At 65.4% G+C, this 21,672-nt stretch carries 19 protein-coding genes; 9 read left to right on the top strand and 10 right to left on the bottom strand.

The genetic code is table 11. The annotated features are described in order from the left end of the window. The first annotated feature begins 1 nt into the window (after nt 1). Nucleotides 2-2,824, top strand: a complete 2,823-nt coding sequence (locus tag ACWYRN_RS05550) for an ATP-binding protein (protein WP_488691514.1) — start codon at nt 2-4, stop codon at nt 2,822-2,824. Nucleotides 2,825-3,134: 310 nt separating this feature from the next. Here ACWYRN_RS05550 and ACWYRN_RS05545 read toward each other — a convergent pair whose 3' ends face one another. Further along, nucleotides 3,135-3,647, bottom strand: a complete 513-nt coding sequence (locus ACWYRN_RS05545; protein ID WP_488691513.1) for a CcdC protein domain-containing protein — start codon at nt 3,645-3,647, stop codon at nt 3,135-3,137. Nucleotides 3,648-3,781: 134 nt separating this feature from the next. Between ACWYRN_RS05545 and ACWYRN_RS05540 the strand changes: the two genes are divergently transcribed. Beyond that, complete coding sequence (locus ACWYRN_RS05540; protein WP_229437596.1) at nt 3,782-3,949, top strand: hypothetical protein; 168 nt, start codon at nt 3,782-3,784, stop codon at nt 3,947-3,949. A gap of 43 nt (nt 3,950-3,992) precedes the next feature. Here the strand turns inward: ACWYRN_RS05540 and ACWYRN_RS05535 are convergent, their stop codons facing one another. Next, nucleotides 3,993-8,438, bottom strand: a complete 4,446-nt coding sequence (locus ACWYRN_RS05535) for a translocation/assembly module TamB domain-containing protein (RefSeq protein ID WP_488691512.1) — start codon at nt 8,436-8,438, stop codon at nt 3,993-3,995. Next, the gene (locus ACWYRN_RS05530; protein WP_488691511.1) at nt 8,438-10,372 is read right to left on the bottom strand and encodes an autotransporter assembly complex protein TamA; all 1,935 of its coding nucleotides are present in this window, start codon (nt 10,370-10,372) and stop codon (nt 8,438-8,440) included. Before ACWYRN_RS05530 ends, ACWYRN_RS05535 begins: the two co-directional genes overlap by 1 nt. A gap of 86 nt (nt 10,373-10,458) precedes the next feature. Between ACWYRN_RS05530 and queC the strand changes: the two genes are divergently transcribed. Further along, complete coding sequence (gene queC, locus ACWYRN_RS05525; protein ID WP_488691510.1) at nt 10,459-11,175, top strand: 7-cyano-7-deazaguanine synthase QueC; 717 nt, start codon at nt 10,459-10,461, stop codon at nt 11,173-11,175. A gap of 47 nt (nt 11,176-11,222) precedes the next feature. On the opposite strand, the gene ACWYRN_RS05520 is transcribed toward queC, so the two are convergent. Further along, on the bottom strand, nt 11,223-11,597 hold the full coding sequence (locus ACWYRN_RS05520) for a hypothetical protein (protein ID WP_488691509.1): 375 nt from the start codon (nt 11,595-11,597) through the stop codon (nt 11,223-11,225). Between the two features lie 216 nt (nt 11,598-11,813). On the opposite strand from ACWYRN_RS05520, the gene ACWYRN_RS05515 reads away from it, so the two are divergent. From ACWYRN_RS05515 to ACWYRN_RS05505, 3 genes are all read left to right on the top strand, one after another. Next, a complete protein-coding gene (locus ACWYRN_RS05515; RefSeq protein ID WP_488691508.1) occupies nt 11,814-12,074 on the top strand; it encodes a hypothetical protein in 261 nt (86 codons plus the stop codon). Nucleotides 12,075-12,129: 55 nt separating this feature from the next. Continuing rightward, nucleotides 12,130-12,630, top strand: a complete 501-nt coding sequence (locus ACWYRN_RS05510) for a hypothetical protein (RefSeq protein WP_229437590.1) — start codon at nt 12,130-12,132, stop codon at nt 12,628-12,630. Between the two features lie 70 nt (nt 12,631-12,700). Continuing rightward, on the top strand, nt 12,701-13,165 hold the full coding sequence (locus ACWYRN_RS05505; protein ID WP_488691506.1) for an HAD domain-containing protein: 465 nt from the start codon (nt 12,701-12,703) through the stop codon (nt 13,163-13,165). A gap of 196 nt (nt 13,166-13,361) precedes the next feature. Here ACWYRN_RS05505 and ACWYRN_RS05500 read toward each other — a convergent pair whose 3' ends face one another. Next, a complete protein-coding gene (locus tag ACWYRN_RS05500) occupies nt 13,362-13,676 on the bottom strand; it encodes an EthD family reductase (protein ID WP_229437588.1) in 315 nt (104 codons plus the stop codon). A 200-nt stretch (nt 13,677-13,876) separates the two neighbouring features. Here ACWYRN_RS05500 and ACWYRN_RS05495 point away from each other — a divergent pair, with 200 nt between their 5' ends. Continuing rightward, nucleotides 13,877-15,829, top strand: a complete 1,953-nt coding sequence (locus tag ACWYRN_RS05495) for a GAF domain-containing sensor histidine kinase (RefSeq protein WP_488691504.1) — start codon at nt 13,877-13,879, stop codon at nt 15,827-15,829. A 123-nt stretch (nt 15,830-15,952) separates the two neighbouring features. Further along, nucleotides 15,953-16,291 (top strand): hypothetical protein, encoded by a 339-nt coding sequence (locus ACWYRN_RS05490; protein WP_488691503.1) that lies wholly within the window; start codon nt 15,953-15,955, stop codon nt 16,289-16,291. A 113-nt stretch (nt 16,292-16,404) separates the two neighbouring features. Here the strand turns inward: ACWYRN_RS05490 and ACWYRN_RS05485 are convergent, their stop codons facing one another. The 4 genes from ACWYRN_RS05485 to ACWYRN_RS05470 form a co-directional block, all read right to left on the bottom strand. After that, nucleotides 16,405-16,812, bottom strand: a complete 408-nt coding sequence (locus ACWYRN_RS05485; RefSeq protein ID WP_488691502.1) for a PPC domain-containing DNA-binding protein — start codon at nt 16,810-16,812, stop codon at nt 16,405-16,407. A 104-nt stretch (nt 16,813-16,916) separates the two neighbouring features. Continuing rightward, complete coding sequence (locus tag ACWYRN_RS05480) at nt 16,917-17,390, bottom strand: hypothetical protein (RefSeq protein WP_488691501.1); 474 nt, start codon at nt 17,388-17,390, stop codon at nt 16,917-16,919. After that, the gene (locus tag ACWYRN_RS05475) at nt 17,378-18,907 is read right to left on the bottom strand and encodes a DUF3369 domain-containing protein (protein ID WP_488691500.1); all 1,530 of its coding nucleotides are present in this window, start codon (nt 18,905-18,907) and stop codon (nt 17,378-17,380) included. Before ACWYRN_RS05475 ends, ACWYRN_RS05480 begins: the two co-directional genes overlap by 13 nt. A 175-nt stretch (nt 18,908-19,082) precedes the next feature. After that, nucleotides 19,083-19,820, bottom strand: a complete 738-nt coding sequence (locus ACWYRN_RS05470) for a DNA-formamidopyrimidine glycosylase family protein (RefSeq protein WP_488691499.1) — start codon at nt 19,818-19,820, stop codon at nt 19,083-19,085. A 166-nt stretch (nt 19,821-19,986) separates the two neighbouring features. Between ACWYRN_RS05470 and ACWYRN_RS05465 the strand changes: the two genes are divergently transcribed. Next, the gene (locus tag ACWYRN_RS05465) at nt 19,987-20,487 is read left to right on the top strand and encodes a DUF3016 domain-containing protein (protein WP_488691497.1); all 501 of its coding nucleotides are present in this window, start codon (nt 19,987-19,989) and stop codon (nt 20,485-20,487) included. A 95-nt stretch (nt 20,488-20,582) separates the two neighbouring features. Here the strand turns inward: ACWYRN_RS05465 and ACWYRN_RS05460 are convergent, their stop codons facing one another. Then, nucleotides 20,583-21,644, bottom strand: a complete 1,062-nt coding sequence (locus ACWYRN_RS05460; RefSeq protein ID WP_488691496.1) for a hypothetical protein — start codon at nt 21,642-21,644, stop codon at nt 20,583-20,585. Nucleotides 21,645-21,672 lie beyond the last annotated feature (28 nt).

Genomic DNA, 21,672 nt, shown 5'->3' with positions numbered 1-21,672 from the left:
CATGTTCCACATCAAATCACTTGAGCTGGTCCACTGGGATTACTGGCAGCGCATCAAGAACATCCCGCTCGACGCCAAGATCATCACCATCGCCGGCCAGAACGGCTCCGGCAAGACCACGCTGCTCGACGCGCTGCGCACCCTGTTCGGGCTGGACTGCTCGATGGGCCGCACGTATAAGCACTATGCGCGCCACTCGGGCCAGCAAAGCGCCTGGCTGCGCGCCGTGGTCGACAACAAGCCGGTCGGGCGCCAGCTGTCGAACCGTCCCTTCCGCCATTCGGGCTTCTTCGCCGACGACGAAGTGACGCTGTTCTGCCAGGTGCAGAAGAACGGCGGCGACTGGAAGCGCCAGTACCTGATGCGCCCGGGGAACGTGCAGATCGAGGAAGTCACCGAAGCCTCCGACTGGCTGGGTGTCGAGAACTACCGCAAGCGTTTGGCTTCCGCTGGGCTGTCGCCGGCGATGTCGAAGGTGCTGGCCCTGGAGCAGGGCGAGACGGATAAACTGTGCGAATACGCGCCGCGCCAGCTGCTGGACCTGGTGTTCCAGGTCTTCGGCGACAAGGAAGTGCTGGACGCCTACGACGAAGCCAAGCGCCACCAGCGCGACACCGAGACGGAACTCAAGCGCTTCGAGGCCGAGCTGGAAACCTCGCGCATCAACCTCGAAGGCCTGCGCCTGCGCGTGGCCAACTACCACCAGTGGGAAGACCTGAACAAGGAAAAGAGCGCCCTGCGCGAAGAAGTGCTGCCTAGCCTGGAATACCACGAGGCGCGCGAAAAGGCGGCCGCCATGAGCCGCCACCTGCGCGAGCAGCGCAAACCCATGCTGCAGGCCGACAGCCAGCTGGCCGAGAAGCGCCAGGCGCTGGCGGCCCAGCAGCGCGCGCTGACCGACTCGCAGGCCCAGGAAACCCAGCTCGAGCAGGAAGGCACGGCCCTGGCGTCGCGCCTGACTGCGATCAACCAGAAGCTCAAGCCCCTCGAAAACCTGCTGGAGCAGAAGGAACGCCTGCAGAAGCTGTCGGCGGAAGCGGGCGCCGACATGGCGGAAGTGGCCTCCCAGCTGGAAGAAAAGGAAGCCGAGCTGGCGCGCCAGCGCGCCGCGCGCGAAGCGGTATCGAGCAAGATCGCGGTCGAGATGCAGACCATCTCGGCCCTGCAGGGCAAGAGCGCGATGCCGGAGCCGGAAGCCCAGCGCCAGATGCGCCGCGCCCTGCGCGACGAGGGTATTCCGCACGCCATGCTGTCGGACATCGTCGAAGTGACGGATCCGAAGTGGCAGGGCGCGGTGGAAGGTGTGCTCGGCGGTTATGCGTCGGTGGTGCTGCTCGAACGCGCCAAGGATGCGCCGGCGGCCTACCGCCTGGCTGAAAAAGAACGCTATCGCCACTTCATCGTGCCGGACTGCGTCGAGGCGCCGAAGATGAAGGACGACAGCCTGCTGTCGGTGGTGAACTTCTCGGCTGCCGCGCCGTCGTGGCTGATCGACCAGCTGGCGCGCATCGACCGCGTGGATTCGGTTGATGCCGGCTTCAAATCCGGCTCGGATGAGTGGATCACGCCGGACGCCTACCACCGCGAACGCCGCGGCGGCCGCTCGCTGTACGTCGAGCCGTCGCGCTACCGTTTCGGCGCGGCCGGAAAGACCCAGCGCCTGGAAGCGATCCAGAAGTCGCTCCCGGCGCTGGAAGCGAAGGAAGATGCGCTGACGCTCACGATCAGCAAACTCGCCGCCGAAGTGGGCGGCCTGAAGGCGCGCATCGCCGGTGTCGACGCGGCCAAGGAACTGGCGGCACGCCAGGCCGAGTTCGAGGAAGCCACGCGTTCGATCGCGCCGCTGAAGGCCGAGCGCCTGGAGGTCGGCGCACGCCTGGGCGAGCTGCAGACCCTGACCAAGAACGCGACCGTGGCGCGCACCCGCGCCGACACCGTGTGGCAGAACGCGCGCATGGCCTTGTCGGAAGCGGAAGCGGGCCTGCGCCTGAACCACCGCCGCCAGATCGAGCAGCGCGCCGAGCATGCCAAGGCCTTGCTGGGCATGCGCCGCGAATGGCGCACGGTTCCGGCCAACTGGAAGAATCCGGCGCGCCGTGCTGCCCTCGTGGCCCAGCACCAGAATGCGCACCAGGTGAATTTGCGCTTGTCTTCGCTGGAGCACGCACTGGCGCGCGACGACTGGGAACTGGATGCGACCGTCATCGACCAGTATGCGCGTTTGAACGAGCAGCTTGCCGGCCGCCAGAGCGAAACCGAGGAACGCCGCTACCAGAATAACCGCGCCATCGAAGCCACCGGCAACGCACGCGGCGCCTACATCGAGCGCCTGCGCTACACCATCAAGACCTACTCGAAGAACATCAAGGAGCTGGGCGAACTGGCGGGCATCGACGTCCAGGCCGACCCGGTGCGCCTGGAGAATGACGACGTGCAGCTGGCGCAGGCCGGCCTGCACGTGCGCTTCAAGTTCGACGGCAAGGACCAGATCGGCATGAACGACGGCGAGGCTTCGGGCGGTCAGCAGGTGATGAAGTCGCTGGTGCTCTTGATTGGCCTGCTGAAGTCGGAAGAGGGCTCGGGCGGGTTTGTCTTCATCGACGAACCGTTTGCGCACCTGGATATCCGCAACATCCAGCTGGTGGGCGAGTTCCTGAAGAACACCGATGCGCAGTATTTGATGACCACGCCGCTGACGCACAATACCGACGTGTATGACCCTTCGGAACTGACGCTCATCACGAGCAAGAAGAAGAAGGACACGCAGTGGGCGCAGCCGATTTTCGTGCTGCAGAGGCGGAAGGAAGAGGCGAAAGCCGCTTGAGTGAAGGGGCCCGGTGGGCCCCTTTTTCATGGTGCAAACCAGGTGGGGTTATCGGTGTGCTTCCGAGACGTTGGCGGTTTGCGTGCATATCGACTGGAATGCGGCCGCGTGTATGCGCGCTTCCGCGTGGGCACGGGGTGCCCACCTTACGGTCGCCGTTCCGGATGATAACGGCGGATCGGCCGGTTTTGTAGGGTGGGCACTTGTGCCCACGCGGTGATGAAGACGCGACCACGGAACCCACGACAACATCTACGCACATCAACAATCACGCGGCCGCACCAAAAAGCACCGCCGCGCCGCCAATCCATCACGCCAAATCAATCGCCTTGCGCAACTTGCGCCGCCACACCAGCAACCCCACCGAATACGCCAGGAAGTACCCCCCGGTCAGCCCCACGCACAACATGCTCAGCGGACTCTCGGTAAACCGCGTCGCCGTCGCCCCCGTCCCCTGCAGCGTGTACAGTTCGAACACCACATACAAAATACGCGCCACCAGCACCATGGCCATCACGATCCCGAGCCGCATCGGCGGCGTGAACCAGTAGCCCTCCTGCGTATCTTCATAACGCGTGCGGCGCAACGCGAACACGCCCCAGAACACGCCCAGCGCCGTACCCGCCGCCAGCGCCGCCAGTTCCATCGGCCGTGCCATGACCTGCGCCAGCGGCACCAGGATCAGCGCGCCAAACACGAGAATGCCCGTGTAATGGCGCGACATGATCGAGCGCTGGCGCGCCATCTGCGTTTTCAGGCGCGAATAAATGCGCCACACGAGAATGGGTGTCAGGGCGAGCAGGGCAAGGGTGGTGATGTTCATCGTGGAAGAGTTGGCTGCCGGTTGAGTCGAAGCGGGCATTGTAAACGAGGCAAACGGGGCGCGCCGCCAGCGGGACGGCGGCCGCAAACGGCGCATGCTAAGGTAATGGCATCATTATCCAGGAGAGCCCGACCATGATTCCAGCCCTGCCAGTGCCGCTGCGCCTGCACCGTGCCCCGGACCCAGTACCCGTCGAAGAGCCGCTGCAAGAACCCTTCGACGCACCGCATCCGCACCACACGCCGGTCCACACGCCCCAGAACGAGGACCCGGTCCCCGATCCGAAGCCGAGCCTGCATTAAAACCCGGAGCGTCTGACAGGCTTCAACAAGATCTGTCAGGCGCTCAATCGAAGGCCCACGCATACAGCACGTCGAGCGCCGTATTCGTCCCCGTCTGGAACTGCAGCGTCCAGCGCGGATTCAGTTTATAACGCAGGCGCACCAGGCTCGACGCCGTGGTCGCGCCCTGCTCGAAGCTCAGGTAGGCGCGCGAGGAAATCCGCTTGCCGACCGTGACCACCGTGTTCGCCAGGCCCTCGGCGTCGCCGTTGCGGCCCTGGCCCACGCCGAGTTCGTCCACGCCCAGCGAATTGGCCAGCTTCGAGGTGATGCCGCCAGTGCCGCCCTTGCCGCCCAACAGGGCGCCGGCCGCCGCGCTCAGCACGTCCTTCTCGTTGCCGCTCGTGCCTTCCATGCCGTGGCCCAGCACCAGCCACGACAATTTTTCGGAATCCGGCACCGATGGCGTCGACACCAGCTTCGCCACCGGCGCCTGCGCCGTGCCGGTCACCTGCACGCCCGCTTCCACATTCGTTTCGCTCAGCTGCGTGCCTTCCGGCTGCTTGCGCACGGCCAGCACGTCGAGCGATGGGTTGTCGTAGCGGCCATTGAAGGTAATCACGCCGCGGTCGATGGTCAGCTTCTGGCCATAGGCCGCATACTGGCCGCTGGCCACGCGGATGGTGCCGTTCACGCGCGGGTCGCCATTGCCCACCATGCGCACGCGCGCGCTGCCGGCCAGGTAGGCGTCGATGCCCAGGCCGCGCAGGTGGAAGTCGTCGCCCAGGTCCGCAGCCAGGTTGATGCTCAAAGGCATCTCCGCTTCCTTCTTCTGCGGCGCTGCCGGTGCGCCGCGGCCGAGCACGATCACGTCTTCGGAAATCGTCGGGCGGCCCTGCGGCGCGAATTCGATCAGGGCGCGGTCGGCCTTGAAGCGGCCATCCAGCGCAAAGCGCTGGGCGTCGCGCACCAGGTTGGCTTCGCCGGAGACGATCACCGTGCGGTCCGGACGCGACAGGGCTTCCAGCTTGTTCGCCACCAGGCGCAGCTGCATTGCGCCATCCGTACCGAAGCGCACCGAGCCGTCGGCGGTGGCATTGCCCTGCACGCCTTCCAGATACAGGCGCTGCAGCACCAGGCGGTCGCCTTCCAATTGCGCCCGCAGTTGCCCGTTCCGCAGGCGCACGCCCTGTTCCGGCCAGCGCACGGCAAGGGCGTCGCCGTTCACGGTGCCGTTCAGCGAGGGCGTGCCGATGGTGCCGCCGGCCGTCAGGTTGGCCTTCAGGCTGCCGTCGAGTTCCAGGTCGCGCTGGCCGGCAAGCGGGGCCAGCCAGGCGATCGAGGCCATGTCGGCCGTGGCCGTCATGCGCAGCGGGCTGTCGGCGTCGACACGCCCGCCCAGCATCTGCACGGTGCCGTCGACGCGGGCACTGCCGGTACGGGTGCCGTCGAGCGCCACCTGCGTGCGCAGCGAGCTGCCGGCGACGTCCGCGCGCAGGTCGAGCGTGCGCAGGCCCAGGGCCACCGGCACGTCGGCGCCGACAATCGCGTCGCCGCCTTCGCGGAACACGTGCACGCCGCCGGCCAGGGCAGGCGCGGCGCCGCCATTCGCAACACGCATATCGAGCGACCAGTCGGCGCCGAGGGTCAGATTGCCCTGCACGTTTTCGCGCAGCGCCGGCGAGAACTGGGCGATGTAGTTCAGCGGCACGCCGGCCGCCGCGCCGCGGCTGTTCCAGCGCGGACCCTGCTTGGTGAGCGAGGCGATGTTGACGGTACCGGTCGGGAGCCTGATCACGGCGCCGTTAAAGGCGAGCGATTCGGGCGAAGCCAGGCCGGCCACGCCGGCGCCCGGTGCCACGCCGATCTTCAAAGGCACCGGCTGGGCCAGGGTCATCGCATAGCGGCCCTTGTTCTGCAGGGTGGCCAGGGTGCCGTTCCAGGCATTCCCGCTCCAGCCGCCACGCACTTCAACTAAAGCGTCGAAGTCGTCGCTGCGGCCGGCCGCGCGCAGGGTGTGCGACGCGCGGGTGCCGCCCGTTTGCAGACTGGCGGCGGCGATGCGCGTGTCGCCGTTGGCGTAGTCGAGCACCTGGATGTCGCTCACCAGCGGGTCGGCGCCGCCGCGGCCGGAGCCGAGATTGGCGCTGGCGCGCAGCGAGCGCACCGTGTGGGTGCCGGCGAACTTCAGGTTCTGGCCTTCCAGCGCGGCAGTGAGCGAAGGCGTTTCCATGGTCCCGGTCAGGGTGCCGTTGCCGCGCAGGGCGCCGCCGAAGTCGGGGCCGAGGGCGGCGAGCTGGCCGGCGTCGATGCGCCAGTCGAGCTGGTCGCGCCCGGCGCCGAAGCTGCCTTTGGCCGCGATCACGTTCGGGCCGATGTGCAGATCGACGTCGGTGTTCGAGATGTGGCGGCGGTCGGCGTTCAGGCGCGCATGGCCCCAGAACGGCGACTTCGAGAGCGTGGAATCTTCCACCTTCAAATCGAGCGCGCCGCGCCAGTCGGCGCCGGAACGGCCGCTGGCGGCAAAGCTGCCGTTGATGCTGCCCGGGAGCGGGCTGCCAAAGGCGGCCGGGTTGAAGCGGCTCATGCTGCCGTTCGCCTTGACCTCGACGAAGCGCGCATCCTCGCTGCCGGCGAGCCAGGCTTCGCCGCTCACGCGCAGCTTGCCGTCGTTCGCCTTGCGCTGGGCCGCGACCCATCCGAGGCCATTCGCATCGACCTCGAAGGTGGTGCGCGGCGCCTGCATGGTGCCGGTGACGACGCCGCTGGCGTTCACCGCGCCATACAAATCGGCGCGCAGGGCGGCGAGCTGGCGGCCATCGAGGCGCCAGTTGAGTTTTTCGCCGGGGGCGCCAAAGGCGCCGTTCAGATCGACCTTGTTCTGGCCGAGGGCGATCGTCGCATCCACGCCGCTCACGTGTTTCGCATCGGCGGCGAGTTTGCCGCGCCCGGACAGCGGCTGGTCGAACAGGCGGCTCGGGCGCAGGGCGAAGTCGGTGTTCACTTTCCACTCGGGCGCCAGCACGCCGGCAGCGGTGATGTCGGCATTCAGGTCGGCTTGCGGATAGTCGCCCAGCGCGGCCGGGTTGAAGCGGCTGGCGTTGGCTTTCACGTTGAATGCCTTGTCGTCGGCCAGCTTGGCGTTGCCGGTGACGGTGATCACGCCCTTGCCGGCCAGCAGGCGCGCTTCTTCGATGTCGACGACGTTGTTTTCCAGCTTGGCACGCGCGGCCAGGCGTAGGCCGGCGTCGACCAGGTTCAGGTTCAGCGACTGCACGTTGCCGGCGTTGGCCACGGCGATGTCGCCGGCGATTTTGGTCGGCTTCATGCTGCCGTGGATCTGCTTCAAATCCAGGCGGTCGGTGTGCAGGGCGAAGTTGGCGGTGCCGAGGCCCTCTTCATCTTCGCCGCGCTGCACGCTGCCGCTGCCGGTAAAGCTGCCGGCGCCGCCCAGGTCGACCAGCACGTCGCTGATCTTCATCGCATCCAGGTTGCCGCCCAGTGCGCCGCGCATCGCGCGCAGCGGCAGGCGTTGCTGGTCGATGGTGCCGGTCGCGCCATCATTGACCAGGTTGACGCTGCCGGAGATGTTGCGCTTGTCGTCCAGGCTGGCCTTCACCACCAGGTTCAGGTCGGCGGTCGGCAGTTCGGGATTGAAGAAACCGGGGTCGATGTTCTTCGCGTTCAAATCCATGCTGCGCAGCGGGATCTCGGCGAAGGGCGACAGGGCGATGCGCGCCTGGCCGCCGGCGCGCCCGGCCGAACCGGATGCGTCGAGCTGGGTCAGGTTCAGGTCGCCGCCGGCGTGCAGTTTCAGCTGCGCCGGGGTGGCGCCGCCGGTTGGCGTGCCGCTCAGGCTGGCGTTGGCATCGAGCTTGAACGGACGCTGGGCGCCGATGCTGCCGTTCGCTGCCAACTGGCCCCATGGCGTCGTGGCGACGGCGTCGCTGAGCTGCCATGTCACTTTATCGCCATGCAGGCGCAGGCGGATGTTCGAGATTTCGGTATTCCCGCCCTTGCTCACGAACGTGGCTTTCGCCAGGCGCGCATCGTCGAGCGCGATCTTGAATGGCGCTTCGAGCGTGGCCGGCATGGTGGTCGGCTCTTCCGACTCGCGCAGGGTTTCCATGCGCAAATCGGCGGCGTGGAGTTTACTGATCTCGATGCCGCGCGATAGCAGCTGGCGCGGCGACCAATCGATGTCGATGTTCGTGGCGATCACCAGCTGCTCGTCGGTGCGCCAGACCAGGCGGTCGATGTGCATGGCGCCGTAGATCGAGCCGCGGATGCCGGTCATGGTCAGCTTGCCGTCGGTGGCGCGGGCGGCGCGTTCGGCGATCATCTGCAGCGTGGTCTCGCGGCCCAGGTACCAGGCGGCGCTGCCGACCAGCACGCCGGTGACCACCAGGCCGATGGCGACGCGGCGCGGCCAGCGGCGCTGCTTGGGCACGGGCGCCTGCGGCGGTTGCGCTTGCGCGGAAGGGGTGGAGTTGTTGTCGACGCTGTCCATCAGAAGGTAAATCCAAGTGAGAAGTGCAGGCGCGCCTTTTTGACGGCGTGGCCATAGGCGACGTCGACGTTGATCGGGCCGACCGGGCTGCGCCAGCGCGCGCCCACGCCGTAGCCCGACTTCGGATGCAGGTCGCTGAACTTGTCGCCGGCATTGCCGGCATCGTAGAACACGGCCACGCCCCAGGGTGGACGGAACCAGTACTGGTACTCGGCGCCGGCGGTGAGCAGGTAGCGCCCGCCGACGATGGCGTTGCCTTCCTGCACGCCCAGCTGCTGGTAGCCATAGCCGCGCACCGACTGGTCGCCGCCGGCACGGAACAGGAAGCTGCTCGGCACGCCGTCCTTGTCCTTCGAGAAGACGGCGCCGGCTTCGCCGCGCAGGATCAGGGTGCCGGTTTCGCCGACCGGGCGGTAATACACGCCGCGCGTGTAGCCGCGGATGAATTTTTCATCGGTCAGCAGCGGCAGCGGCGCCACGCCGACCTGCCAGTTCAGCGCATAGCCGCGCGTCGGCTGCAGCAAATTGTCGAGCTTGCGGCGCGTGACGTTGTAGGTGAGCGGAATGCTGCGCGAATAGGTGGTGTCGAGGCCGGCGACTTCGCGTTTCTCGGCCAGCACCTCCAGGGTCAGGCTGCGTTCGAGTTCCGGCGTGCCCCAGGCGCGGCGGGCGGCCACGCTGGCGGTGGTGGTGATTTCGCCGCGCACGTCCTCGCGCTCGACGCCGCCGCCGACGCTGTCGTTGTAGCCGTCGGGCGTGGTCGGCCAGTAGAAATCGGCGCGCGCGCTCTGGCGCTTCTGTTCGTAGATGACGTCGCTCTTCATGCGCTTGCCGAACACGTTCAGGTCGTCGTAGCCGACCTGGGCGCGGGCGCCGGTGTCGGTCGAGAAACCGAGGCCGACTTCGACGTTCTTCTGCTTGTTTTCGGTGACGCGCACCAGCACCGGCAGCACCGTCGGGCCGGGAGCAGGGGGCTTGACGCCGGTGGCGGCCTGGCCGGGGACGGCGGGGGCGTTCGGGTCGGCAGCCTGGGCGGTAGCCGACGACGCCGGCGCAGCGGCGTCGTCGCCGTCTTCCTTCATTTCCTGGATCTCGGCATTGAGCACGGCGCGCATGTCGGCGCTCACTTCCACGGTCGAGAAGTAGCCGGTTTCCTGCAGGCGCGATTGCAGCGCCTGGAGCGCCGTTTCGCTGTATTCGTCGCCCGGCCTGATCTTGTTCAGGTTGGTGATGATCGTGGACGGATAGCGCTTCAGGCCGCGGATGCGCAGCTCGCCGAAGCGCATTTCCGGGCCGCTGTCCATCACCACGCGCAGCGAGGCCTTGCGGGTTTCGGGGTCGACGGTGGCGCTGGTTTCCACCAGCTGGGCGCGCGGGAAGCGCGACTGCACGACTTCGCGCAGCAGGTCGCGCTTGGCGCCTTCCCAGTCGGCCTGGCGAAAGCGCGCGCCGACCGGCAGCGACCAGCGGTTGCGCAGGGCCGCGGCGTCGTAGGGCGCGCCGCCTTGTTCGAAGGGCACGAAGCCTTGCAGCACCAGGTCGATGTCGCTCACCAGGGTCGGCTCGCCGGGTTCGACGATGACGCGCGCCACCGGGGTGCCGCCGCTCGTATCCAGACCGGCGGACACTTGCGGCGAGTAATAGCCTTCGGTGGCGATCAGGGCCTTGGCCTGCTCGGGCGTGTCGCGCACCAGGCGCTGGAGTTGTTCGAGGTCCACGCGTGCGTTGCCGCGCCAGCGCAGCAGGTCGAGGTTGTCCTCGAGCAAGTCGTCGAGCTGGCGGGGTGCGTCGATGCGCACGTTGTAATTGATGCCCTGGGTCTGGGCGGTGGCGGCCTGGGCGCCCAGCACGGCGTACACGGACAGCACGATTTGTGCCAAAATCCGCAATCGCCGTGGCGCCGCTTCGGTCCGCTGGGATGGTGCGAGGACCATGTCTCTCCATTCAGTGTCAATGCTGAGGTCATCTTAACGGAATTGCAAAAACGCTGGCGAACGATTAACTAGCCAAGAATCCACACATGCTGCCTTCCGATACCGCCCTCGTCCTCTTCAGTGGCGGGCAAGATTCCACCACCTGCCTGGCCTGGGCCCTGCAACGTTACCAACGCGTCGAGACCATCGGCTTCGATTATGGCCAGCGCCATGCCATCGAGCTCGAGGTCCGCCCAAGCGTGCTGCAAAAGATGCGTGCACTCTCGCCCGAATGGGATGCGCGCCTGGGCGAAGACCACATGATCGACCTTGGGCTGATCGGCAAGATTTCCGATACGGCGCTGACGAGCAATGTGGCGATCGAGATGCAGGCGAACGGCTTGCCGAATACCTTCGTTCCCGGCCGGAATTTGATGTTCATGATGGTGGCAGCCACCGTCGCTTACCGCCGCGGCCTGAACGTGCTGGTGGGCGGCATGTGCGAGACCGATTTCTCGGGCTATCCGGATTGCCGTGACGACACGATGAAGGCGCTGCAAGTGGCGCTGAACCTGGGCATGGCCACGCGCACCAAGGTCGAGACGCCGCTGATGTGGATCGACAAGAAGCAGACCTGGGAACTGGCCGAGCAGGCCGGTGGGCAGGCGCTGGTGGACCTGGTGCGCTTCGAGACCCACACCTGCTACTTGGGCGAGCGCGGCGCGCGCCACGACTGGGGCTATGGTTGCGGCACCTGCCCGGCCTGCGCACTGCGGGCGCGGGGATACGAACAGTACGCGGCCGAGAAGGCGTCGCGCGGATAAATCAAAACGGCGCCATCACGGCGCCGTTTTTGTTACGGATGATGGGTTCACACGGCCTGCGCGTGCACCACACGGTTCTTGCGCGACCGGCTCACCAGATACCACACCAGCACCAGCGCCAGCAGCGGCAGCATGAAGGGCACGATGGCCGCTGCCACCGCCACGCCTGCCACACCGAGCGCCGCCAGCAGCACCACGCCGACGCCGGCAAACACCACCGCCAGCACCACGCCCACCACGACCGCCACCACCACGCCGAGGATCGCCCCACCGGCTCCGAACAGCAGCGCCAGCGCGGCGCCGAGCGGGCCGTCGACCGTATCGCCGTCGATATGGAAGGTGGCATCGCCAAAGCTGAACAGCAAATCCCAGAGCAGCAGCGCGCACAGGATCAGGACGATATAGGGGACGATCTTTTTCATGGTGTTCTCCTCGTTTGTCAGGTGGTATGGCGCCACTCTAGGCCGCTGCCCGGGGCGCCGCGAGCGGCCTGCGACAAACGGCAGGTTTAACGGGCCGGAGTGCGGCAAAGGACGATAAACGCGAACGATCGCTTCAGCCTTACCTCAGTCTTTTGACCTTGCATTGCGCGGCTCGCCACCTATACTGACAGCCTGCTTTTGTTGTAGGAGGGCCTCATGCATCCTCTCAGCACCATGATGAACTCGCCGTACCGCCAGGCCTGGGCGGGGGGAGGGCCGAAGGGACCGCCATCGGCGCCGCCTACCATCCCGCCCATCATCATCAACCCGTTCAATCGCGAAGCGCCGCGCCAGCCGAACATCGACCCGCTGCGCACGCCCTTGCCGCCGCCGGTCCGTCCGCCGCGCCTGCCCGGCATGCGCCTCCGTGCAAAAGATGCGCCCGGCAAGCGCGATCGGCCGCACCCCCTCGCCTGATTTCCTCTATGATCTTGCTTTGGGCGCGAGCCCGGCAAGATGGAAGCAGCGAGCAATGAATGACGATGTAAACGACCTGGAAACGGGTGACGACGACGCGCCGGTACAAGAGCCGCGCCTGTGGCAAGGCAATGGCTGGACCGCGAAGGTGATCAAGAACGAAGACGACGAAGGCTGGGCGGTCGCCATGTACAAGGATGGCGAGCGCGAGCCGGCGCTGGTCGGCCCCTGGACCATGGGCCGCGACAAGAAGAACCCGAAGCCGCTCGACGTCAACGCCTTCAACACGCTGATCAAGACGGCCTCGGAAGTCATCCGTCGCCACGAGCAGCATTTGCACGCGATGCTGCACAAGAGCACCGTGGTCTCGACCGAGGGAGGCGAGCTGAAGGTAACGCTCGACATCGTCCCCGACGATGACGACCCCTACGCGATGCTGGCCGCCACCGACGAGATGGGCGAGGAAGTGGCCAAGGTGCGCGTGGCGCCGACCTTCAAGCTGACCCCGGCGTCGGCCCTGGCCTGGATCGAGAACGATTTCCGCGCCCCGCGCTGAGCCGGTCGGCAGCGCAGGAGAATACGGAGCCAGCCTGAACGATCCGGGTGGCATCTTGTGGAGGAGCCGGATGATTCTATTTCTGGACTTCGATGGCGTGCTCCACCCTTATCCCCTTGGGCACGCCGGCAAGCCTTTTTCAGCCGTGCCGCTGCTCTGGCAGATCCTCGATGCGGTTCCCGAGCTGTCCGTCGTTATCTCGTCCACGTGGCGCGAAGAATACGCGCTTGCCGAATTGGCTGGATGGCTGACGGCAGGCGGGGGTGAGCGTTTCGCGGCGCGTTTCATCGGCGTGACGCCGATCATGGACAGCCCTGACGACTACGTGCCAGGCATCCGCCAGCGGGAAATCGAAGCATGGCTGGCGGCACACCATGCCGCGGACCAACCATATGTGATCGTGGACGACATGGAAGCCTACTTCGACGTATCTTGCAAACATCTTTATCTGGTCGATGCAACCACCGGACTGACGCCGGCCGATGCAGACAGGATCGTTGCGCGTTGCGCCGCCCTGAAGCGCAACGCCAGCTGACACGCCATCGCCCGGCAGCGGTATGGATGGGCAGCCGGCGTGCCGCATGCTACCCGGCGCTATCGTCGGCGAGATACTGTTCGAGTTGTTTTTCGAACTTCCTGCGATCGCTCGCATTGACATACAGAACCCAGCCGAGGCCAAGGACCGTAAGGACCGATAGCAGGGCGGCGGCAATCATGGCGCTCTGGCCGACTCAACCCACCAGCACTTCGCTGATCTGGATCACCGGCTTCTGGTTGGTGTAGTTCGGAATGTCGGCCATGATTTGCTTCGTATGCGGACCGAACCCGGCCTGGAAAGCCTCGACCGACTCGCAGAACAAATGCCCCATGGCGATGTAGGGCGCGTTCGCATCCGAAGCGCTTGATGCAAGCGCCCGGTCGACGGAATAGGACTTGCAGTGCTCGCCCATCAGCTCCTTGACCATCGGCATGTGCTTGTCCCGGTAATACGCTTCGTCGAAATGGGCGTCGGGGCCGTTCGGGTACATTACGCTCACCTTGATCATGCTCGGTCTCCTTGTTGGTTAGGCTGAGGTGAACCCATCCTGCTCCCTTGCTCGGCACTTTGCAAGTTCGGCACGCGCGTTGTCTTTCCGTCGCATCGCGCAATCCCGTCATCAAAGAGTTTCATTCCATGCCATTCTGCTGATAATATTTCCTCAGTGCATTACTCAGTGCGTGAACAGTTCAAGGGAAGGCGAATACCATGGAACGTCTCGACCGGCTGGAAGCGGTCCAGTCGATGCTGCTTGAAATCGGGCAGACCTCGACCAGTTGCAGCGACATCACCGAATTCATCCGCGCCGTGCACCGCGCGCTGGGCCGCATCATGTACGCGGCCAATTTCTATGTAGCCCTGTCCGATCGTGACGAAGGCACGGTGCGCTTCGTCTACTTCGTCGACGAATCCGACGAAGGGCCGGAGCTGAACCAGCCGGTGCGCCTGGCGTCGCCCGACGAGTCGCCCACCGCCTGGGTCATCCTGAACGGCCGCAACCTGGTGGTCACGGCCGACGATTTCCACGCTCGCGAACGCGAAGGATCGAGCTTTGGCGCCGGCAGCGCGGCCGAGCACTGGATCGGCTGCCCGCTGCTCGACCAGCAGCACCTGCCCCTGGGCGCCATCGTGATCCAGAGCTATAGCCCCGAGCACACCTACAGCGACGAAGACCAGGCCCTGTTCTCGGTGATCGCCAACCACGTCTCGGTGGCGCTGCAGAGCCTGCAAAGCATGGACCGCCTCGAACGCGCCGTGCAGGAACGTACCGCGCGCCTGGCGCACGAGGTGGCCGAGCGGCGCCGCGCCGAGCAGGTACAGCACGCGCTGTACCAGATCGCCAATCTGTCGGCCAGTGCCCTCCAGACCGACGCACTCACAGCCAGCCTGCACCGCATCATCGGCGAACTGATGGTGGCGGAGAATTTCCTGATCGGCCTGTATCACCCGGAAACCCAGGACTTCAGCATCCCCTATTTCGTCGACCAGAAAGACAGCGAGGCGCCGGTCACGCGCTTCCCCTACGGCAAGGCGATGTGTTCCTATTTGCTGCACTCGAAGCAGGCGCAATTGCACGATGCCGGCAGCTTTGCGCGCCTGGTGGCCAGCGGGCAGGTGAAGGAGCCGCTGGGCAATGTCGACATCGCCAGCTGGATGGGTGCGCCGATGCTGGTGCACGACAAGCCGCAGGGCGTGCTGATCGTGCAGAGCTACGACCCGGCCGTGGTCTACACCAAGGCCGACCTCGATTTGCTCGCCTTCATGGCGAGCCATGTTGCGGTGGCGATTGCGCGCATGCAGGCCGACCGCAAGCTGCGCGCCACCAAGGAATTACTGGAAGAGCAGAACGCGGCCCTGAACACGGCGCTGACGCAATTGCAGCAGGCACAGGGGGAACTGGTGCGCCAGGAAAAGCTGGCCTCGCTGGGCGGCCTGGTGGCGGGTGTGGCCCACGAGATCAACACGCCGCTGGGCATTTGCGTGACGGCCACCAGCCACCTGGTGGAAGAGCTGCGCCTGACGCGCGAAGAGCTGGCCAATGGCGATATGACCGAGGATAGCCTGGGTAATTTCTTCGACATCGTCGACCAGTCGCTGCGCATCATGACCACGAATACCCAGCGCGCGGCGGCCCTGGTGCGTTCCTTCAAGCAGGTGGCGGTGGACCAGTCTTCGGGCGACATCCGCAGTTTTAATTTGCGCAATTACCTGAACGAAGTGCTGCTCTCGCTGCAACCCAAGCTCAAGGGCCGGCCGGTGCAGGTGGAGGTCGATTGCGCGCACGACCTGGTACTGGACAGCTATCCGGGCGCCGTGTCGCAGATCGTCACCAACATGGTGGTGAACTCGCTCGTGCATGGCTTCGAGCGCGAGCAGGCCGGCAAGATCGCGATCCGTGCGGCGCTCGACGGCGACACGGTCACGCTCACCTATGCCGACGATGGCGCCGGCATGGACCGGGAGTCGCTCGACAAACTGTTCGATCCCTTCTTCACGACCAAGCGCGGCAGCGGCGGCAGCGGACTGGGGGCGCACATCCTGTTCAATCTGGTAACCGGAGCGCTGGGCGGCACCGTGCACGTGGAGAGTGCGCCGGGGCAGGGGCTGCGTTACGAATTGCGTTTTCCGCGCAGCATGCGGGCGGAGAAGCTGGCGGCGTGAACCTATTCCGCAAAAAAACAGCTTACACTGACTCCTGTGGCTGACCTGGCGGGTTCGCGATCGACCCACTGGGCGGCTGGGTACATTTAAGCGATAACGGATAACATTTTCTAAGGCGAACCAATGCCGCGCGCTCTGCTCTACACCCTCCTTGGCTGTGCACTCCTGCCGCTGAATGCCCTTGCTGTCTGGGAGTATTCGGCATCGGCCCAATTGGCATTGTTCGATTCAGTCGAACATCGTTGCCGCTCCTTCGATCCCGCTCTCTTCCAAAGAGAATACGAGAAAATGCTCGCGGCTTTCACTATCGAGGAACGGTTCGGGATAACAGCGATCCGGCAGTCGGCCGAGTACCGCGAAGTGCTGGCCGAGGTGAATAAGGAACTCGAGGAGAGGATTGCCGCGGCCGGCAAGGACGGCGAAGCCATCGTCTGTAAAGAAATGATGGAGAAGGTCAGGTAAAAAAGCGGACATAGCCGGCAAGGACGATCGGGCGCATGCCACGCTAACACCGGAATCGGCGCCGTTGTCGTTGAACCAACGCGCGTGTCGGTCAGCCCCTGGCCAGTCCCTGGCTAATCCTGCGAGTGCGCACGTGCGATCGACAATTCCGGAAACCCGGTGGCGTCGTCCAGCATGCGGCGGAAGCGGTGCTGAGGCAGCAGGGCGACCAGGATCTCGGCGGTCGTGCGTACCGTGCAGCCGGCGCAGGCATGGCCGCCGGTGACGCGTCCGTCGGCATCGGCTACCGACATGTGCAGGTGGGCGCCGTCGGGCGAGAGGGAGCCGGCCAGTGTCAGGATTTCGAGGTCGCCACGCAGTTCCGTCGGAGCGGGCCGCCCGGCCAGGCGCAATTGCGCCACGCTCAGGCTACCGATGCCCTGCAACACATAAGCGGCGCCGGCCCTGTGCTGGCGCAGCAGGGTTTCCAGCGCAGGGCGCAGATCGGCGCCGGGCGGAAGGCGGACGGGAAGCAGTTCCATGGAGTCGCTCGCAGATGCGTGATCGGATGCCGTTCCAGGCTTTGAATGGCTGGTCATGCTAGTACCGGCTGCATGCAAGCGTCAAGCGAACTGCCGGCCGCTTCTCAGCAGCGCAGGTCGGTGAAGCGCTGGCGCAGGGTAAATAGGTCGCGCTGGATAGTAGGTCTTGCGGTCTTGTCGGCCGCCTTTTCCATGGCTTCGAGCTGGAGCAGGGCGGGATCGAGCTGGCGGCATTCCTGTTTCGCAGCCGTGCTCAGCTTGAAACGCCGGCGGTACACCTCGTATTCCTCCCGCGTCATGCCGGTGACAGGCTGGAAAGCATCCGCCCACATTTCACGGATACGCTCGTCCTGTACATCTTTTCCGATGCGCTCCGTACCGCTGAGCTTGTTGACGCCGCGCGTCGGCGTTACGGTCAGCCGTTCGGCCCCGAGGCAGGGCTTGTCCGAGTACGACGTCACTTTGTTGGCCGTGCACTTGTACATGGTGCGCGATGGCGCCGGCAGCGACTGGGCCACAGCCATGCCAGCGCAGCCGGCAAGGACCAGGCCAATGAGTGCGCGCTTCAATCCGGCCATCGCCGATTGATCTCCACCGCCTTGTCCATGTTCTTGATGAGCAGGTCGACGTAGTAGGGATCGAGATGCTTGCCAGCCACTTCGCGCAGGTAATCCCTTACCTGCTCGACCGGCCAGGCTTCCTTGTAGCAGCGCTCGTGACTCAGGGCATCGAACACATCGGCCACGGCGACGATGCGCGCGTACGGGTGGATATCCTCGCCCTTCAGGCCTTGCGGGTAACCGCTGCCGTCGAACTTCTCATGGTGCTGGTGGGCGATCACGGCGGCGGCCTTCAGGATCGGGCGGGTCGAGCCGTCCAGGATCTGCAAGCCCACCGTCGGGTGCTGCTTCATGATTTCCCACTCGTCCGGCGTCAGGCGGCCGGGTTTCAGCAGTACCGCGTCGGGCGTGGCGATCTTGCCGACGTCGTGCATCGGCGCGGCGTGCATCAGGGTCGCCACTTCCTCCTCAGGCATGCCCGAGGCCTGGGCCAGCAGGTGGCACACCTGCGACATGCGGCGCACATGGTTGCCGGCTTCGTTCGAGCGTGATTCCACCACGTCGCCGAGGCGCAGGATCAGTTCGGCCTGGGTATCGGTGATTTCCTGGTTCAGCAAGATGTTATCGAAGGCAATCGCCACACCCGAGCAGAAGACCTCCAGCAGCTGGGCGTCGATGTCGGAAATCTCTTCCACGCCATGCAGCACCAGCAGGGAGGCCTTGCCGCTGTTGTTCGGGAAATAGCCGACATAGGTGTCGCCATGCAGCTTGGAGATGCGGTTGCGGCGCGCGTCGTCGAGCTGGGCCAGCAGTTCGGGGCCGATGACGTTGCTGGCCCCGTCGGCGCTGCCGTCGCTGCCGAAGTCGCCGATCCGGGCCAGCACCTCGTACTGGCTCTCGCCGGTAATCACGCTCGCGCCCTTCAAACGCAGCAGCATGCTTTGTTCCAGGCGCAGCAGGGCCACGACCTGCTGCAGCAGGCCGCTGGCGAAGTCCTTCAGGTTACGCTGCTGGAAGATGTGGCTGGAGGCGGCGATCACGCGCTCCAGGCCTTCGCGATAGCTCTGCTGGACGCGGCGCGCATCTTCCACCTTCATGATGTCGCGGTAGGCGCGCAAAGCGGCGAAGGTAGTGGTAAACAGTTTAGTCCGGTCGAGCTCGGTCTTTTCCTTGTAGTCGTTGATGTCGTAGTCGACGATCACGCGCTCTTCCGGCGCCTGGCCCGGCTGGCCGGTGCGCAGCACGATGCGGGTGAACTGGTTGTCCAGGTCTTGCCGCATCCAGCGCGCCACCTCCAGGCCGCTGTCTTCGCGCTCCATCACCACGTCGAGGAAGACCAGGGCGATATTGTCTTCGCGCGCCAGGATTTCCTTGGCTTCGGCGCCGCTGTAGGCGTGCAGGAAACTAAGGGCCCGTCCATCGAGGCGGAAACGGTTCAGCGTCAGCTTGGTGATGTCGTGGATGTCCGGTTCGTCATCGACAAGAAGAACTTTCCAAGGGGCGAGTTTGGGCGCGGCTGCAGACAGAAAAGACATGGCGTTTCCGATACCGTTGAAGGCGCTAGAAAAGAGGCAAACAGATAAAAAAGGAACCAAAAGACATTGCGCTGGATCAACGTCCAGGCAAATTGATTGTAGTGCGTCTTTAGCTAATTAACAACAGGCAATAGATGAGCCACTACAGCAAGTCCGGAACTGTTGCCCGAAAGACTCATTCATAGCGTTTCTGGCAGCGCTCGCAGGAAAAGCTGCGCCGCTTGCTACGACCAAGGACCGCCTTCTTGAAGGGGATGTTGCAGCGTGGGCAGGTGGTCTTGGCGTGGGCCAGCCAATGCTGCTTCAAGACATACTGTTTTTTCCAGGCCAGGAAATCAAAACTGTACCGGCGCGCTTCCTCGACCAGCGCGCGCAGCTTCGGCGCCGGCAGGGCGCCCATCGTCGACAGCGGATGCACGCGGATACGGAACAGCACTTCGTTCTTGATGATGTTGCCCACGCCGGAAAAAATGTCCTGGTCGAGCAGGGCGTCGCAGGCCAGCATGTCGGGTTGGGCACGCAGTTTCTTGCGCGCGCGCTTCGGGTCCCAGGCGTCGGACATGACGTCGGCGCTCCAGTCGTACAGGCTGTCGAGCTCGCCCTCGATTTCGCGGACCGAACACGCATAGAAGTTGATTTCGCTGCCATCGGCCACACGTATCGACAGGCGCGGCTGCTTGTCGCGGCGTTCGTCGATGCGGTAGGTGCCGAACAGTAAAAAGTGGATGCGCACGACCATGGCCGGCGTTTCGATCAGGAAGTGCTTGCCCCAGGTGCGCAGGGACAGGATGGTCTGGCCGACCAGGCGTGCGGGATCGATGGCGCGCACATTGCCGCCGGCCTCGACGATTTCCTGGCCGACGAAACGGGTGGTGTCTTCCTTCAAGATGAACAGCGATGGTCCTTCGGGCACGATCGACCTCCTTTGTGCCATTCTGGCGGAGCAGGCCGAGCCCGGCTGTGCGAGGACTAACAATTCGAAACAGGATTTACCTGTCGAAGACACCGCGCGCGCGCATACGGGCGTACTATTTGAACGGTAAATGAACAGTGAAAAGATTACGACAGAAAGGATCGCCATGAAGAACGTGATTCGCCACCTGGCTGCTGCCGGGTTGCTGGCGCTTGGCGCCGGCAGTGCCTTCGCCGGCACGACCGTGAACTATATCGACCCCGATCGCTTCTCCGACGTACCGTTCGCAACCTGGGAACGCGATGAGGTGCTGAAGGAATTGACCGACCACTTCAGCAAGCTGGGAGCGCAATTGCCGCCGGGGCAAAACCTGCGTGTCGACGTCAAGGATGTCGATCTGGCCGGGCGCGAGTATCCGACGCGCGGCGTACGCGACCTGCGCGTCGTGCGCAGCAACGGCGTCGACTGGCCGCGTATCGACCTGCAATATACCGTCGAGCAGGATGGGCAGGTATTGCGCAGCGGCGCTGCCGAGTTGCGTGACATGAACTTCATGGACCGTATCGGCCGTGCCAGCGACAGCGATGCGCTGCGTTACGAAAAGCGCATGATCGATGACTGGTTCTACGCCACGGTCCTGCCGCGCGAACGGGCGGCGCGCCGCTGAGGCTGAGACTGGGGCACGGGCGCCATCCCCGCGCCCGATGCGACGGGTAGTCGTTGCTGCCGCATGGCGGCCAAATGGCCGCCATGCGGGCTTGCTTATTTCGCTTCTTTCTTCCTGGCGGCACGGCGCTCGAGCGCGGCCTGGACGTCGTGCACCTTGTAGTCGGCAGGCACGGTGAACAGGGCGCTGTCGGGCTCGGCGCGCCGGATGTCTTCCAGGCGGTAGATGTAGTCGCCGCTGCGCGGGTCGCTGCGCCTGGCGTACACCGTCACCTGTAGTTCGGGCGCATACCAGCTTTCGTCGGCCACCGTGATCGGCGCGCGGTTGCCGACTTCGCCGGCCGGGATCTCGTAGCTACGCACCTTGCCTTCGGCCTTTACGCCGTCGAACTCGCGCGTGCCGAGCTCGCGGGTGGAGGCCTTGGCCGACCAACGGGCATCGCCCGCCGCACCCGCCGCCAGCGGACCGATACGCGCCGCCAGCGCCTGCGGATCGAGGCCGCCCACTCCTGCCGCGAGGCGCGGCACCTCGATCACGCGTACGGTCTCGCGCTGCTCTCCCGCTTTGTCCTCGAAACGGCGCACCACGATCCGGCGCCCGTTCGCGCCGTCGCCTTCCTCGATGCGGATGCGCTGCGCCTGGGCCGCGCCGCGCGCCGCCTCGGCCGCTGCGCGCGCGGTGGCGGCCTGGGCTGCTGCGGCCTGGGCGGCGGCCTGTTCTGCAACGCCGGCGCGCGCCGTTTCCGCACGCGGCAGGCGGGTCGCACTGCGGGTGCGCGGGTCCAGGACCCAGGTGACTTGCGCAACCGGGTCGTGGATGGTGACCGTGCGCAGATTGCCTTTGTCGTCCTGGACTTCCATGCGGGTGCGTCCGGCGCTGTCGCGGTAGCTGGCCGTGCGCGTGCGCCGCTCGATCTGGTTGCCGTCGGCCAGCTGCTGGAGGCGCTCGGAGACCGCCTGCGCGCTGTACGGGGCATTCTTGACGACCCGGTCCTGGCCGCGCAGGGCGTTGCGCAAGCCCTGCTGGATGCGCACATCGTGCGCACCCACGATCTCGACCTGCGGATGGGCGGGCGGTGCCGGCGCGTCGTCGTCGGCGTGTGCAGGGGACAGGAAGCCGGCCAGCAGGGCGGCCAGGAGCAAAGGTCTGGTATGCATGAGGTCCTCGTCGTGAAAAAAATCGGTG

It is taken from the genome of Massilia sp. BAP21 (assembly GCF_057801335.1).
Note: the sequence above shows the minus strand (reverse complement) of the source record. Positions and strands in the feature narration are given on the sequence as shown.